13 protein-coding genes are annotated in these 15,235 nt (G+C 45.0%); 9 read left to right on the top strand and 4 right to left on the bottom strand.

What is annotated here, in order from left to right:
* From hutH to gbpA, 3 genes are all read left to right on the top strand, one after another.
* On the top strand, positions 1-1,533 hold the full coding sequence (gene hutH / locus L2W36_RS11740) for a histidine ammonia-lyase (RefSeq protein ID WP_236110114.1): 1,533 nt from the start codon (positions 1-3) through the stop codon (positions 1,531-1,533).
* A 207-nt stretch (positions 1,534-1,740) separates the two neighbouring features.
* The gene (trpB, locus tag L2W36_RS11735) at positions 1,741-2,940 is read left to right on the top strand and encodes a tryptophan synthase subunit beta (protein ID WP_236110138.1); all 1,200 of its coding nucleotides are present in this window, start codon (positions 1,741-1,743) and stop codon (positions 2,938-2,940) included.
* Between the two features lie 328 nt (positions 2,941-3,268).
* The gene (gene gbpA / locus L2W36_RS11730) at positions 3,269-4,720 is read left to right on the top strand and encodes an N-acetylglucosamine-binding protein GbpA (protein ID WP_236110113.1); all 1,452 of its coding nucleotides are present in this window, start codon (positions 3,269-3,271) and stop codon (positions 4,718-4,720) included.
* 125 nt (positions 4,721-4,845) lie between these two features.
* On the opposite strand, the gene L2W36_RS11725 is transcribed toward gbpA, so the two are convergent.
* Complete coding sequence (locus L2W36_RS11725; protein WP_236110112.1) at positions 4,846-6,459, bottom strand: NAD(P)/FAD-dependent oxidoreductase; 1,614 nt, start codon at positions 6,457-6,459, stop codon at positions 4,846-4,848.
* Between the two features lie 221 nt (positions 6,460-6,680).
* On the opposite strand from L2W36_RS11725, the gene fdxA reads away from it, so the two are divergent.
* A complete protein-coding gene (gene fdxA / locus L2W36_RS11720; RefSeq protein ID WP_236110111.1) occupies positions 6,681-7,004 on the top strand; it encodes a ferredoxin FdxA in 324 nt (107 codons plus the stop codon).
* Positions 7,005-7,084: 80 nt separating this feature from the next.
* Here the strand turns inward: fdxA and L2W36_RS11715 are convergent, their stop codons facing one another.
* Positions 7,085-7,825 (bottom strand): RNA methyltransferase, encoded by a 741-nt coding sequence (locus L2W36_RS11715; protein WP_171388794.1) that lies wholly within the window; start codon positions 7,823-7,825, stop codon positions 7,085-7,087.
* Positions 7,826-8,249: 424 nt separating this feature from the next.
* On the opposite strand from L2W36_RS11715, the gene codB reads away from it, so the two are divergent.
* The 5 genes from codB to L2W36_RS11690 all read left to right on the top strand — a co-directional run bounded on the left by codB (position 8,250) and on the right by L2W36_RS11690 (position 12,584).
* Positions 8,250-9,494 (top strand): cytosine permease, encoded by a 1,245-nt coding sequence (gene codB, locus L2W36_RS11710; RefSeq protein ID WP_006069143.1) that lies wholly within the window; start codon positions 8,250-8,252, stop codon positions 9,492-9,494.
* Positions 9,495-9,513: 19 nt separating this feature from the next.
* Complete coding sequence (locus L2W36_RS11705; protein ID WP_236110110.1) at positions 9,514-10,791, top strand: cytosine deaminase; 1,278 nt, start codon at positions 9,514-9,516, stop codon at positions 10,789-10,791.
* Between the two features lie 279 nt (positions 10,792-11,070).
* Positions 11,071-11,280, top strand: a complete 210-nt coding sequence (locus L2W36_RS11700; protein WP_006069145.1) for a cold-shock protein — start codon at positions 11,071-11,073, stop codon at positions 11,278-11,280.
* Between the two features lie 294 nt (positions 11,281-11,574).
* A complete protein-coding gene (locus tag L2W36_RS11695; RefSeq protein WP_151899218.1) occupies positions 11,575-12,096 on the top strand; it encodes a hypothetical protein in 522 nt (173 codons plus the stop codon).
* Positions 12,097-12,146: 50 nt separating this feature from the next.
* Positions 12,147-12,584, top strand: a complete 438-nt coding sequence (locus L2W36_RS11690) for a hypothetical protein (RefSeq protein ID WP_236110109.1) — start codon at positions 12,147-12,149, stop codon at positions 12,582-12,584.
* 37 nt (positions 12,585-12,621) lie between these two features.
* Here L2W36_RS11690 and L2W36_RS11685 read toward each other — a convergent pair whose 3' ends face one another.
* Positions 12,622-13,398 carry an AAC(3) family N-acetyltransferase gene (locus tag L2W36_RS11685; protein ID WP_236110108.1) on the bottom strand — a complete coding sequence of 259 codons (777 nt, stop codon included), beginning with the start codon at positions 13,396-13,398 and terminating at the stop codon, positions 12,622-12,624.
* 145 nt (positions 13,399-13,543) lie between these two features.
* Positions 13,544-15,064, bottom strand: coding sequence for an acetaldehyde dehydrogenase ExaC (gene exaC / locus L2W36_RS11680; RefSeq protein ID WP_006069149.1), 1,521 nt, complete (start codon positions 15,062-15,064; stop codon positions 13,544-13,546).
* Between the last annotated feature and the right edge of the window lie 171 nt (positions 15,065-15,235).

Raw genomic sequence — 15,235 nt, 5'->3', positions numbered from 1 at the left:
ATGTTGAAATTAGTTCTTGAGCCAGGTCAGCTAACGTTAGGGCAACTACGCCAACTCAGCCGTTCTCCTGTGAGCTTATCTTTGCATCCTTCAGCGGTTGAAGACATTGATGCCAGCACTCGAATTGTAGAGCAAGTTATCGCCGAAGATCGTACGGTCTATGGCATCAATACTGGCTTTGGATTGTTAGCCAATACACGCATCGAGCCAGAAGATCTCGAGATCCTGCAAAAGAGTATCGTGTTGTCACACGCCGCCGGTATTGGTGAGCTAATGAGTGACGAAACTGTTCGTCTGATGATGGTGCTAAAGATCAACAGTCTTGCACGCGGCTATTCAGGCATTCGACTTAAAGTGATCCAAGCCTTGATTGAACTGGTTAATTCGCAAGTTTACCCATGCGTTCCTCAAAAAGGTTCTGTTGGTGCATCAGGTGACTTAGCCCCACTCGCTCACATGAGCACAATCTTACTCGGTGAAGGTGAAGCGAGACATAACGGGAAAATCATTAGTGGTCTAGAGGCTTTGCAAATTGCTGGGCTTGAACCAATCACGCTAGCACCAAAAGAAGGGCTAGCACTACTAAACGGCACGCAAGCCTCGACGGCGTTTGCTTTAGAAGGTCTGTTCTTAGCGGAAGACCTGTTCGCATCAGCAACACTATGCGGCGCAATGTCAGTAGAAGCCGCACTGGGTAGTCGTCGTCCATTTGACCCACGCATCCATCGAGTAAGGGGACATCGTGCACAAATGGACGCCGCCTCGGCCTATCGCCACCTATTGGAAGGCAGTAGTGAGGTGGGTGATTCTCACCAGGGGTGTGAGAAGGTACAAGATCCGTATTCACTGCGTTGCCAGCCTCAGGTGATGGGGGCATGTCTACAACAGATTCGCAACGCAGCAGAATCGCTCCAAGTGGAAGCAAATTCTGTCTCTGACAACCCATTAGTGTTTGCTGATGACGGCGATATTATTTCCGGCGGTAATTTCCATGCTGAACCCGTCGCTATGGCGGCAGATGGCTTAGCGCTAGCGATTGCAGAAATTGGCAGCCTTTCAGAGCGTCGAATGGCATTGCTCATTGATAGTGCCCTGAGTAAGTTACCGCCTTTCCTCGTCGACAACGGCGGTGTTAACTCAGGCTTTATGATTGCGCAAGTGACTTCAGCCGCGTTAGCAAGCGAAAATAAAACCCTTGCTCACCCGGCCTCAGTTGACAGCTTGCCAACTTCGGCTAACCAAGAAGACCACGTTTCTATGGCAACTTTTGCGGCTCGTCGCTTAAAAGATATGTCAGAAAATACGCGTGGTATCTTGGCCGTGGAATACTTAGCGGCGGCACAAGGGTTGGACTTCAGGGCACCACTGAAGTCCTCACCACGAGTAGAGCAAGGTAAACAAATCTTGCGTGAGGCGGTGCCGTTCTACGATAAGGACCGCTACTTCGCCCCGGATATCGCTAAGACAAATGAAATTATCAAGCTTGCACTTCATAACGCATTGATGCCTGAGAATATACTTCCAAGCCTCTGATTTTATGGATTTAAAAAAGAGCCAGCATACTGCTGGCTCTTTTTTGTTGGACGCAAATATTTACCAATTAAATAACCGGACGACATGTTGGCAGTCACAAGTTTAAAATGAGCCTATGTGTACATGCATCAAATTGCGTTATAACAAATGTGCTTAATAAAAGAACAACGAGGCACAAAAGACATGGAAAATACGTTTAACCACCCTATGCCCAACGATGAGGGCTATTTTGGCGAATACGGCGGTAGTTTTATCCCTCCTCAGCTACAAGAAATCATGGATGAAATCAGCGCAGCTTACGACTCATGCCGCCAAGATCCAGATTTCAGAGCCGAGCTTGCACGCCTATATAAACACTTTGTAGGTCGCCCTAGTCCAATCTTCCACGCTCAAAATCTTTCTGATAAATACGGCGCACCTATTTATCTCAAACGGGAAGATTTAAACCACACCGGCGCACACAAAATTAATCACTGCTTGGGCGAAGCACTGCTTGCTAAAAAGCTTGGTAAGAAAAAGCTCATCGCGGAAACTGGAGCGGGTCAGCACGGCGTTGCCCTTGCCACAGCGGCGGCTTTAGTAGGTCTAGAGTGTGATATCTATATGGGTGAAGTCGATATCGCAAAAGAGCACCCAAATGTAGTAAGAATGCGAATTCTAGGTGCTAATGTGATTCCTGCCACTCACGGTAGAAAAACGTTGAAGGAAGCGGTAGATGCTGCATTTGAAGCCTACTTAGCGGACCCGCACACTCAGTTATACGCCATTGGATCGGTTGTCGGTCCCCATCCATTCCCTGCAATGGTGCGAGACTTCCAATCGATTATCGGTAACGAAGCCCGCGTTCAGTTCCAAGAAATGACAGGTGAACTGCCCAATAATCTCGTAGCATGTGTTGGTGGAGGCTCTAATGCAATGGGTCTGTTTAGCGCGTTTTTGAATGATGAAGAGGTTAAAATCCACGGGGTCGAACCATCAGGGCGCGATTTGCATATCGAAGGTGAACATGCTGCGACGCTAACACTTGGTGAGCCTGGCGTTATGCACGGGTTCAAATCATACATGCTAAAAGACGGAGAAGGCGAGCCTCAAGAAGTATACTCAGTGGCAAGTGGTCTCGACTATCCATCGGTAGGGCCTCAACACGCCTACCTCAAAGATACTGGCCGAGTGAGTTACGGCCATATTAATGATAAAGAAGCCATTGATGCTTTTTTCGAGCTATCTCGTTTGGAAGGCATTATTCCAGCCATTGAGTCGGCTCACGCCGTTGCTTACGCGCTGAAATTGGCAAAAGAGGGAGAAAAGGGGTCTATTCTTCTCAACTTATCTGGTAGAGGCGACAAAGATATCGATTTTGTTGTTGAGCATTATGGGCAAGACTTCGGTATTGAATCGCTGCTGTAGGCCGTAAAAGACCACAACATACCTTAAAGAGTTCTGCCTGATTGAGTCGCTTATCAGGCAGAATTAACATTCTCACTCATTGATAAAATCAACATTAAAACCAACGCTAGACCAGTATTTTAGAATAATCATCTAGAATATGTCATTTTAATGCCAACCTCGCCGATTTATTGAGTTTGATTCCATAAATAAAGCAAACCATTCGCCACACTTATTTTTCCACTCTAAATTACTTTCTATCACTTGCCGGATGCGAGTGACCATAAGAATAAAGACTTCCACTTGCGTGTTAATACGCATTAGAAACTGATTAAGAGAAGGTATTGGTATGAAACAGACAAGAGTCTTGCTTTCAATGGCGGCACTTGGTTTAGTTGCTAGCCCGTTAGCATACAGCCACGGATACGTTTCAGCGGTTGAAAGCGGTGTTGCAGAAGCTCGTGCAACGTTATGTAAGTATCCAGCCGACACTGGAGAAAAGAACGTAAATTGTGGCTCCGTCCAGTGGGAACCCCAAAGTGTTGAAGGTCCTGAGGGCTTTCCTCAAGCTGGCCCTCCTGACGGCCAAATCGCGAGTGCAGGCCTAACACAGTTTTCTCCTCTTAACGAGCAGACGTCTGACCGTTGGGTAAAGCGCCCTATTCAATCAGGTATGCAGACTTTTGAGTGGACATTTACAGCCAATCACGTCACTAAAGATTGGAAGTATTACATTACCAAGCCGAACTGGAATCCGAACCAAGCCTTGACGAGAGATTCATTCGATCTAAATCCATTTTGTGTGGTAGAAGGCAATATGCAAAAGCCACCAAAATTAATGAGCCACCAGTGTAATGTCCCTGAACGGGAAGGCTATCAAATTGTACTAGCGGTGTGGGATGTGGGTGATACTGCCGCTGCTTTCTATAATGTTATTGACGTACAGTTTAATGGTGATAATCCTGGCATCCCTGGCTGGTCTCAAGCAGGTACAATCAATCCAACGATGGATTTGAAGGTTGGCGACTCCGTTTTCACTCGCGTCTTTGATTCTAACGGTGAGCTACCAAACCTTTCTACCAGTATTACCATTACTTCAGAGCAACAAGGACAGGCAAATCAGTGGTCTCACGCTCTCGCGACACAAATTAATCATGAGCACACTGATATCAAAGCTGGACAGCAAGATAGTAACGGCAATATCTCACCAGTTTATGGTAGCAACACCGTGTATGTGGCAGATAATAGCGGCTTAGATCGCGTTGAAATTGGCTATGATATTGTGACACCTCCACCTTCAATTGGTGCAGACGTAACGGGACTGGAGCCAGAGTATCAAATCGGTGAAACACCAGTTGAACTGACACTGAATGTCGCGGCTACAGGTAACGTGGACGTGAGCATGAATGTTTACAACCACGCACAAGAATCTTTAGCGAGTCAGGAACTTAGCTTAGCGGATGGTGAAAACCAGAATGTAACCCTCATGCTGTCTAAATCTGAAGCTGGCCACCATATGTTAGTGACACGCGTAAGAGACGATAAAGGCAATCTTGTCGACCAAACAACGCAGGACTTTATGCTGGTAGAACAAACCATCCCCGGCGACTATGACTTCGTTTTCCCTGATGGTCTGTCACAGTACTCAGAAGGCACTAAAGTCCTCGCTAAAGATGGTCACATTTATCAGTGCAAACCATTCCCGAACTCCGGTTACTGTGTGCAATGGTCACCAACAGCAACGCAGTTTGAACCTGGCGTCGGTAGCCACTGGACATCGGCTTGGAACAAACTGAATTAATCTTACTTCTAAGGTAGCACCTTCCCCTATGGGTGTTGCCTTTCTTGTTTTCACTCTTTTGAGTGGCCAATAAAAAAACCCATTAACCTCTAGTTAATGGGCTTTATAATTCATCGGTCCAGCGTTTAGTTTTGCTGTTCGCCAACCATAGACAGAGCAAGCGCTTCTGCCACTTTGATACCATCTATACCTGCCGACAGAATACCACCAGCGTAACCTGCACCTTCACCTGCGGGGAAGAAGCCTTTAAGATTAACACTTTGATAGTCTTTACCGCGTTTGATGCAAACAGGCGATGAAGTACGAGTTTCAACACCAGTTAACAGGCCATCTGCACCAGCGAAGCCTTTGATCTTTTTATCAAACGCAGGAATCGCTTCTCTGATTGCTTCAATAGCAAAATCAGGTAGTGCTTTAGAGAGATCGGTTAGCTTGATGCCCGGTGTGAATGACGGTTCTACCTCACCTAAAGCACTTGGGTCATTACCTTTTAAGAAGTCACCAATTTTCTGAGCTGGTGCATCGTAGTTTTCACCACCTAGCAGATAAGCATTACTCTCTAATTCACGTTGGAATCGAATACCTGCTAATGGATCACCTGGGTAGTCTTGATCAGGTGAAATACCGACTACAATTGCACTGTTAGCGTTGCGCTCAGCACGAGAGTATTGGCTCATTCCGTTAGTCACTACGCGACCTTCTTCAGAAGTCGCCGCAACAACGGTTCCGCCTGGACACATACAGAAACTATATACAGTACGACCATTTTTGCAGTGATGCACCAGTTTATAATCAGCCGCGCCAAGGATTGGGTTACCAGCATTAGGACCAAAACGTGCTTCATCAATCACTGATTGTCTGTGTTCAACACGGAAACCCACAGAGAAAGGTTTAGCTTCCATATAAACACCACGTTCATGCAGCATTTCAAACGTATCACGAGCACTGTGACCTACGGCTAGTACCACGTGGCGTGATTTGATTTCTTCGCCATTTGACAGTGTCAAGCCAGTGATTTGCCCGTCTTCCATGTGAATATCATCGACGCGAGTACTAAAACGAATTTCACCACCTAGTTCGATGATTTTCGCACGCATTTTCTCAATCATGGTCACAAGTTTAAACGTACCGATATGCGGCTTACTCACGTAAAGAATTTCTTCTGGTGCACCAGCAGCTACAAACTCTTCGATGACTTTACGACCATAGTGCTTTGGATCTTTGACTTGGCTATAGAGTTTGCCATCTGAGAACGTCCCCGCACCACCTTCACCAAACTGTACATTCGACTCTGGGTTCAGTGTACGCTTACGCCAAAAACCAAAAGTATCCTTAGTACGTTCACGAACTTCCTTACCACGTTCAACGATGATCGGATTAAAGCCCATTTGTGCCAACACAAGGCCAGCAAATAGACCGCAAGGGCCAAATCCAATAACGACAGGACGCTCAGTGTTATCAGCTGGAGCTTTAGCAACGAATTTGTACTCCATATCCGGAGTGACTTTGACGTGTGGATCATCGGTAAATTTTTCAAGCAGTAATGCTTCATTCTGCACTTCTACATCTAGAGTGTAGATAAGAAGAATCTTGCTCTTCTTACGCGCATCATAGCCACGCTTGAACACATTGAATGACATCATCTGCTCAGCAGAAATGCCGAGTTTTTTAAGAATGGCAGCAGAAATTGCGCCTTCTTCGTGGTCAAGAGGAAGTTTAATTTCAGTTAAACGTATCATGGAGGGGTCTCGCCTAGTCGGTGTCTTAGCCTAATCGGTCAACTTGGGGACCGATAAGCTCACAATGGCGCGCATTTTACGTTAACTTGTTTTGTCTGTCATACTTAATTCACTTTAGGCAGGAGTTAGATACACGAATAACCTGCTTCTAATATTGAATTTTGTTGGCGAATGAGTATTATCGCCCCTCCACAAATTTGGCAAATTAAGAGTTGATAACCATGGCTTTTGTCGTCACTGATAACTGTATCCAATGCAAATATACCGATTGTGTCGCGGTGTGCCCTGCTGACGCATTCTACGAAGGCCCAAATTTTATGGTCATTAGCCCTATCGACTGCATTGACTGTGGACTTTGTGTACCTGAGTGTGACGCTCAAGCAATTTTCCAAGAAGACGAACTTACGGAAGACCAGCAAGTATTTATTGAGTTGAACGCTGAATTAGCAGAAGTCTGGCCCAATATCACCGAAGTCAAACCTGCTATGGATGAAGCAGAGAAATGGAATGGCGTGCCAAACAAGTTAAGCATGCTTGAAAAATAGCACTATGAACACCAAAAAAGGGCGCAATATCAATAAGGTATTGCGCCCTTTTTAGTTCTAATCGTGTTCTGGAAAAGCCGTTAAACTTCACTATGTTGGCGGCGGAAGTTATCGAGAATAATCCCCGTTGCCATGGCTACATTCAGTGATTCGGCACCACCAAATGCTGGAATGGTAATTTTATCTGTCACATACTGTTCAGCGTCAGGGCGGACACCGTGAGACTCACTACCCATTAGCAAGATTCCCTCTGAAGAAAAGGTCATCTTATGCACATTTTCGCCTTCTAAGAATGCTCCATATACCGGTAGTGACGCTTGCTCTAGGTAGCTAGGAAGATCCAAAAGCGTTACTTGAACACGCCCAAAGCTGCCCATCGTAGCTCGGATGGTCTTTGGATTATACGGATCCGCACAATCGGTACTGGCCACGATATGTTTGATGCCATACCAATCGGCGATTCGAATAATGGTGCCCAAATTACCCGGATCAGAGACCCCATCTAGGGCGATCATCATCCCTTTAGCCGCTGGTATTTCCGTTTGAGGGATCGCTACAACGGCCACTGCCGCATTGTTACTCACAAGAGAACTGGCTTTAGTCAGTTCTTCAAGCGATGCTTCGATACATTCAACACGTTGCAACGCTTCTCGATTGCTTGCCAAAAATTCACTGGTGGCAAAGACATGTTTTATCACCATGGATGTCTCCAATAGCTCTAACACGTTCTTCTCACCTTCTACGAGAAATAAGCCATGTGCTTTACGCTGTTTCTTTTGACTTAATGCACGAAGAAGTTTTAATTGGTTTTTGGAAATCATAGTCATACCCCGGATGAAAGCGCGGGCATTATATACTTAATTGAGAATCTGATGCGAGTAGCAAAACGTTGCCTAGCGCCATTTCTAAAACCTTGGCGTTTCTGAGAACATTGGGCAATAGCCATAAAGTTGCACTTATCGACGTTATGAACCAATTTGATAACAAAGTTTATAAAAACGCACACTAAAGAGCCTCAGCAAACGGTTGCCACCTGCCAATACAAAATAACTACAAAATAATCACCGTCATAACAAAACACCTAACTAAATGATTTTATTATGCTAAATATCAATATCACTTGGCTAGCTGTAAAAATACGACAATTCGCCTCTTGACTCTCACATTTACATCACCATAATACGCGCCGTTTGCCTAAAATCTGGTAAATGGTGTATTTAAATTTAGATAATTGTGAGGTAAGAGATGTCTGCGGATAACAACTACAGTCTAGGTCCGGTTCCACAATCGGCTAGAAAGGGAGTCGCTTCATTAACCATGGTGATGTTAGGACTGACTTTCTTCTCCGCAAGTATGTGGACAGGTGGTTCACTCGGTACTGGTCTCTCCTTTAATGATTTCTTCCTCGCTGTTCTCATTGGTAACCTCATCCTCGGTATTTACACTTCTTTTCTTGGTTACATCGGCTCTTCCACTGGCCTCTCTACTCACCTCCTAGCTCGTTTCTCTTTTGGCTCTAAAGGCTCTTGGCTTCCTTCTGTCCTTCTTGGCGGCACTCAAGTAGGTTGGTTTGGAGTCGGTGTGGCTATGTTTGCCATCCCCGTACAGAAAGCAACAGGTATCGATACCAATACATTAATCATAGTAAGTGGCCTGCTCATGACAGCGACGGTTTACTTTGGTATTTCTGCGTTAATGGTTCTATCAGCCATCGCGGTACCTGCCATTGCTATTCTTGGCGGTTATTCAGTATTCACCGCAGTCGACAGTGTTGGTGGTATTGGCGAACTTCAGAAAATTCAACCGGCTGAGCCTCTCGATTTCTCAATTGCACTGGCCATGGTAGTCGGGTCGTTCGTAAGTGCTGGTACACTTACTGCTGACTTTGTTCGTTTCGGTCGTAATCCAAAAGGTGCTGTATTCATTACAATGGTGGCTTTCTTTATCGGTAACTCACTGATGTTCATCTTTGGTGCAGCAGGCGCATCGGTGACGGGACAATCCGATATCTCTGAAGTGATGATTGCTCAAGGTCTATTGCTTCCAGCCATCATCGTACTAGGTCTGAACATTTGGACGACTAATGACAACGCACTTTACGCATCAGGTCTTGGCTTCTCGAACGTGACAGGCTTGCCAAGTAAGTATCTGTCTATGGCGAATGGTCTGGTTGGCACACTATGTGCCCTTTGGCTCTATAACAATTTTGTTGGTTGGTTAACCTTCCTATCGCTTGCTATCCCACCTATCGGCGGCGTAATCATCGCGGATTTCATTACAAACAGAAAACGTTACGCAAATTTTGAAACTGCGAAATTCCAAACTGTGAACTGGGCAGGTATCATTGCAGTAGGTCTTGGCGTAGCAGCAGGTAATTTTCTACCAGGTGTAGTACCAGTTAATGCTGTACTTGGCGGTGCCATCAGCTACGTCATATTAGACCGCCTTATCAACAAGAAAGCGGCGCAACTTAAACAAGCAGACGCTTAATAATTAGGAATTTGGTGTTATGTCATCTTTGCTCATTCAAAATGCTTCAATCAATATGAAAGAAGGTCTTTATGACCTTTTGATTGAAGACGGCGTTTTCAAGGCGATTGAACCTGCTGGCTCAAAAACGCTGACTGCGGACAAACACATTGACGCGACCGGTCATCTGGCGACAGCGCCATTTTGTGAACCTCACATTCATTTAGATACGACTCAAACTGCCGGAGAGCCTAGTTGGAACATCTCGGGAACCTTGTTTGAAGGGATTGAACGTTGGGCAGAACGCAAAGCACTTCTGTCTATTGAAGACGTTAAGCAGCGTGCTAAACAAACTTTAAAGTGGCAGATTGCCAACGGTATTCAGCACGTTCGTACTCACGTTGATGTGTCTGACCCAACACTAACCGCGCTTAAAGCGATGGTGGAAGTTCGTGAAGAAATGAAGCAGTGGGTTGATATCCAGATCGTTGCTTTTCCGCAGGAAGGTATTTTGTCTTACCCGAATGGCAAAGAGCTCCTTGAAGAAGCGGTACAGCTTGGTGCGGATGTTATCGGTGCGATTCCACATTTCGAATTTACTCGCGAGTACGGCGTTGAATCACTTCATTACGTCTTTGAATTGGCGCGTAAATACGACCGCTTGATTGACGTTCACTGTGATGAAATTGATGATGAACAATCTCGCTTTGTGGAAACTCTTGCGGCGCTCGCTCATAAATACGAAATGGGCGACAAAGTGACAGCAAGTCACACCACCGCAATGGGTTCTTATAACGGCGCGTACGCATCTCGCTTGTTCCGTCTGCTGAAGATGTCAGGCATTAGCTTTGTCGCAAACCCACTGGTTAACATTCATTTACAAGGTCGTTTCGACGATTACCCTAAGCGTCGCGGTGTAACACGAGTAAAAGAAATGTTGGCTGCAAACATCAACGTCTGTTTTGGGCATGATGATGTTTTTGATCCTTGGTACCCATTGGGTACTGCCAACATGCTTCAAGTCTTGCACATGGGGCTACATGTATGTCAGGTGATGGGCTACGATCAAATCAATCAGTCACTTGACTTGATCAGCACTAATTCAGCTAAAGCACTGAATATCCAAAACAAGCACGGTTTGGACGTGGGCAAAGCAGGTAGCTTGCTATTGCTGCCAGCGGAAAATGGCTTTGACGCTGTCCGTCGCCAAGTACCCGTCAGCTACTCCATTCGTAACGGTTATGTCATCGCTCAAACGAAGCCAGCCGAGACTCAAATCCACCTCGAGTCCTCTGAAAACGTTACGTTTAAACGCTAATCATCATCTCAAAAGAGCAAGTCACGAATGGCTTGCTCTTTTTGTAACTAATTCATAAGAAATTCATTTAATCCTTTGCTAGGTGTGTTACACTGCTTGCGCTCTGGTGTTCAGAGTTATTTAAAGTAAGAGTAAAAGAGTACGAGAAGTATTGTCAGATAATTTCCCTTGCGGGTATTTGTCATTCGTTTTTCCCATTTACGGCTTGATTAAATAAACGGAAACACAAAGCGAGATCGCCGAAAGGCAAATTTTAATCTTAAAAGTAAGGGACATAACATGTCTAACACAAATACTGGCACAGTAAAATGGTTTAACGAAGAGAAAGGCTACGGCTTCATCGCTCAAGAGAACGGTCCAGACGTATTCGTTCACTTCCGCGCTATCTCTGGCGAAGGTTTCAAAACTCTAAAAGAAGGCCAAGCGGTTTCTTTTGGTGTTGAGCAAGGCCAAAAAGGTCCTCAAGCTGTTAACGTTATTCCTCAATAATAACGACAGTTAAAGAATTTCTAAAAGGCTTCGAGTAATCGAAGCCTTTTTTGTATCTGCAAACACAACTACCCACCTCTCTTTTCCAACGCTTTTCTAACACTGCTACATTAGGCTACTAAACTCATCATCTTTACGATATCTCCTGTCACTCACCGTGACATAGGCTGTCTCTCCGAGGCTCTAAATCAGGAGAGTCAGTCATCCAATCTTATGGATTTCCACGCAGGGATGCGATTTCGTCAGTTGGTATTTTCTAACTGTATTTTTGACAATTTTGGAATCGTAAAGACAATGAAAAAACTACTCGCATCTGCACTAATCGTGGCTTCTTCCTCTACTATCGCCGCAGGTATGGACGACGTTAATTTTAACATTTTGGCAGGGTACGACCGCAATGCACCTACTGTAGCGTTTGAAGTTGATTATTCAAACATTCTACTGGGTACTCAGCTACACGCTGAGCAAAACTCAAACGTGGCCGATTTAACATCAAAAAACGCAATAGCTCTAGGCACCGTAGAACGCAATAATTTCTCATTCTATTCAGGTTATCGCTTTGACATGGGGCTTAGCCTTAAAGCAGGTGTCACCGTTAATAGTCTTAAGTTCGACCATGTTGCAAGTGAGATCGGTTCTTTTAGCAACCGTAAAGTGCTGCCATTTTTAGGTGCTGGATATGAATTCAAAAACGGCCTCAATCTTAACCTGCACGGTACTATCGGCAAAAATGACAAACTAGATGTTGGCAGTGCAGGAGAACTGTCTATCGAGGATAAAGCCAACATCAGCTTCTTAGTCGGATACCGTTTCTAAAACCTTGTAACTAGAAGCTCACAGTAATGTCATCATTCGAAACAAGACATATGAAAACACTGAAATTAACAATGCTAGTCATTGGCGCTTCACTATTATCAGGCTGTTCCGTCTACAACGCGGTGAAAGCAGGACAACTGCAAGCGGACTACGACCTAATCTTAAGAAATAGCGCCATTTATAATTCTGATAATGGTAGCCAATACAGTATTCCTGTGCCTCATAATGAAAGCAGGACCAAAATGCTGGTTTGTTATAACCAAAGCGGTATCTTCAGTGCCTCCGATTCTGGGGAGTTACGAGAAGTGGCCAATGAATGGCTAAGCAAAAATAAGCCGGGAAAGCTCGCTGGCGACGAACTAAACCGTTCTGGTGTTTGGGATTCTAGAACCTGTTATGAGTTCGACATTGTGGATATTCAACCGATTGGTGCGTATCTCGATGAAGAAACCGGGGAAGTCGTTATCGTCGGTGAAAGTCACGGATAAGCAATATATAAGAGCCTAGATTTAGGCTCTTTTTACTTTATTCATACCACGACTCTGGGATGGGCTCATCGTACAAAAAGACATCTTGGTTTCGCTTTAAGAACGCTTGCACTAGATCTGCCATTCCTTTCGCGCTGGCTAAAAACGATCTTGCCTCGCCAATAGTCCCCCAATGGCCGATACCTTGTTTAACAAATGGACGCTCAAGCTTGTCATAGTTTTCATGAATGCTACCAAACGGACTTTTATGGCGACGCAGAATCGTCTCAATAGCCTCATCACCTTTAATAATCGTGATGGCTTCTGACTCAGAATCGATACGGTTAGGAATCGCACTCCACTCTTCCACACCATGTATGTATGTGTTACGAGTTAAAGGACACCCTAGAAAGAGAATCTGCGCATCAACGTCATAGAGTTTTCCCCAAGCGCCATGTCGAGGGCATGGAGACGTCAATGTTTCTTCGCCAGCAATAAACTGCTCGGCATTTTTCCCCAACGCGGCCATAGAGTGAGTAGGGTGAAGCGAACGAAGCACGCCCTCCCTTTGCCTAAACATCTCACCAAGGATACCGACACAAGAGGGTTCTGTTTTAGGGTCATAAATACCATTAGCAAGATTGTGCTTGTCCCAACTGTGCGTGGGTAGCAATAACAGCCCTTCCGACATAAACTCACTCAAAGCATCCAGTACTGTGTCAGCCCCACCCTCAACGTCTCCTATGGCTTTCATGGAGGAATGTACGAGCAACGTTCCATTTGGATTGATGCCGATATCTTGAAAATCGCTAATTAATCTCTGTTTCGTGATCATTTTTTTGTTGGTTTTCGTTGTTTCGAAAGATACTGACAAAAACCGCAGTAAATAACCGTTAACCAGACGTGTATTCTGGCAAATTTACAGAGATATGACGAAAAAAGCCGGAGCAAAAACTCCGGCTTAGCAAAAACTAGAGACCTTAGAAGAAACCTAACGGACTAGTCGAATAACTCACCAACAAATTCTTAGTGTTTTGATAATGGTCGAGAGCCAGTTTATGAGTTTCTCGTCCAATGCCTGACTTCTTGTAACCACCAAATGCAGCGTGTGCTGGATATGCATGGTAGCAGTTAACCCACACTCGTCCTGCTTGAATTTCACGTCCCATGCGATACGCTAAGTTGCCATTACGAGTCCAAACCCCTGCGCCTAGACCATACTCAGTATCGTTAGCAATTCGCAGTGCATCGGCTTCGTCTTTAAAGGTGGTAATCGCGATAACAGGACCAAAAATCTCTTCTTGGAATACACGCATTTTGTTGTTACCTGCAAGCATGGTTGGCTGAATGTAATAGCCGTCTTGTAAGTCACCTTCTTGCTTGTTCATGTCGCCGCCAATGATCACTTTTGCACCTTCTTGACGGCCTATCTCCAGATAGCTCATGATCTTATCAAACTGCTCTTGTGACGCTTGAGCACCGACTTGCGTGGTCACATCCAGTGGGTTTCCTTGCTTTATGGTTGCTGAGCGCTCCTCAAGCTTGGCGATAAATTTGTCATAAATAGACTCTTGAACCAATACTCGGGATGGGCAAGTACATACTTCGCCTTGGTTAAAGAAAGCTAATAGTGTCCCCTCAATGCACTTATCTAAGAAGTCATCGTCCTTATCAAAGATATCTTCGAAATACACATTCGGAGACTTACCTCCAAGTTCAACCGTCGAAGGTATCAAACTTTCCGCAGCGCATTTTAATATATGGTGGCCAATTTCCGTTGAACCAGTAAACGCAAGTTTGTTAATACGCTCACTAGTTGCTAACGCTTGACCAGCCTCTGCCCCATAACCATTGACAATGTTGACCACACCAGCAGGAATTAAGTGACCGATTTTTTCCATAAGCATTAAGATAGATGCTGGCGTTTGCTCCGCAGGCTTGAGTACCACGCAGCACCCTGCTGCTAATGCTGGTGCTAGTTTCCATGCTGCCATCAGCATTGGAAAGTTCCATGGAATGATTTGACCAACAACGCCCACAGGTTCTGGGAAATGGTAGCTTGCAGTGTTGGCATCAATATCCGCCGCAGATCCCTCCTGAGCACGAATACAACCAGCAAAATAACGGAAGTGATCCACGGCTAAAGGAAGGTCTGCTGCTAATGTTTCACGCACAGGTTTGCCGTTTTCCCACGTCTCTGCAACAGCAAGTTCCTCAAGGTGTTGCTCTATTGTGTCAGCGATTTTGAGCAGGACGTTTGCTCGCTCAGTCACACTGGTTTTGCCCCAAGCTTCGCGTGCAGCATGGGCGGCATCGAGGGCCAAACTAATATCATCGGCATCTGAACGAGGGACTTCGCAAAACGCTTTACCATTAACTGGAGATGTATTTTCAAAATACTTGCCGTTTACTGGTGCTACCCACTCTCCACCAATATAGTTTTCATATCGTTGCTTGTAGTTAACTACTGCGTTTTCCGTTCCTGGCTGAGCGTAAATCATAGCTTATCCTTTTGTTATTTAATCGAATGTTAGCAGCGTCGTATGCAAAAAAGTCATGCCTTATGTGTTATACGACATCGTGACAAGCGCAACAATTACGCCAATCTAACAAAAGAGATGTTATAATTTTGTAAATTTATGATTAATATAATTTAAACGTAATTTGTATTT

The sequence above is a fragment of the Vibrio sp. McD22-P3 genome (assembly GCF_021568915.1).
Lineage (GTDB): Bacteria > Pseudomonadota > Gammaproteobacteria > Enterobacterales > Vibrionaceae > Vibrio > Vibrio mediterranei.
This window is presented reverse-complemented; position numbering and strand designations above follow the sequence as displayed.

Coding starts and splice junctions, on each gene's coding strand:
- hutH (WP_236110114.1), top strand. CDS start 1: ATGTTGAAATTAGTTCTTGAGCCAGGTCAGCTAACGTTAGGGCAACTA.
- trpB (WP_236110138.1), top strand. CDS start 1,741: ATGCCCAACGATGAGGGCTATTTTGGCGAATACGGCGGTAGTTTTATC.
- gbpA (WP_236110113.1), top strand. CDS start 3,269: ATGAAACAGACAAGAGTCTTGCTTTCAATGGCGGCACTTGGTTTAGTT.
- L2W36_RS11725 (WP_236110112.1), bottom strand. CDS start 6,459: ATGATACGTTTAACTGAAATTAAACTTCCTCTTGACCACGAAGAAGGC.
- fdxA (WP_236110111.1), top strand. CDS start 6,681: ATGGCTTTTGTCGTCACTGATAACTGTATCCAATGCAAATATACCGAT.
- L2W36_RS11715 (WP_171388794.1), bottom strand. CDS start 7,825: ATGATTTCCAAAAACCAATTAAAACTTCTTCGTGCATTAAGTCAAAAG.
- codB (WP_006069143.1), top strand. CDS start 8,250: ATGTCTGCGGATAACAACTACAGTCTAGGTCCGGTTCCACAATCGGCT.
- L2W36_RS11705 (WP_236110110.1), top strand. CDS start 9,514: ATGTCATCTTTGCTCATTCAAAATGCTTCAATCAATATGAAAGAAGGT.
- L2W36_RS11700 (WP_006069145.1), top strand. CDS start 11,071: ATGTCTAACACAAATACTGGCACAGTAAAATGGTTTAACGAAGAGAAA.
- L2W36_RS11695 (WP_151899218.1), top strand. CDS start 11,575: ATGAAAAAACTACTCGCATCTGCACTAATCGTGGCTTCTTCCTCTACT.
- L2W36_RS11690 (WP_236110109.1), top strand. CDS start 12,147: ATGAAAACACTGAAATTAACAATGCTAGTCATTGGCGCTTCACTATTA.
- L2W36_RS11685 (WP_236110108.1), bottom strand. CDS start 13,398: ATGATCACGAAACAGAGATTAATTAGCGATTTTCAAGATATCGGCATC.
- exaC (WP_006069149.1), bottom strand. CDS start 15,064: ATGATTTACGCTCAGCCAGGAACGGAAAACGCAGTAGTTAACTACAAG.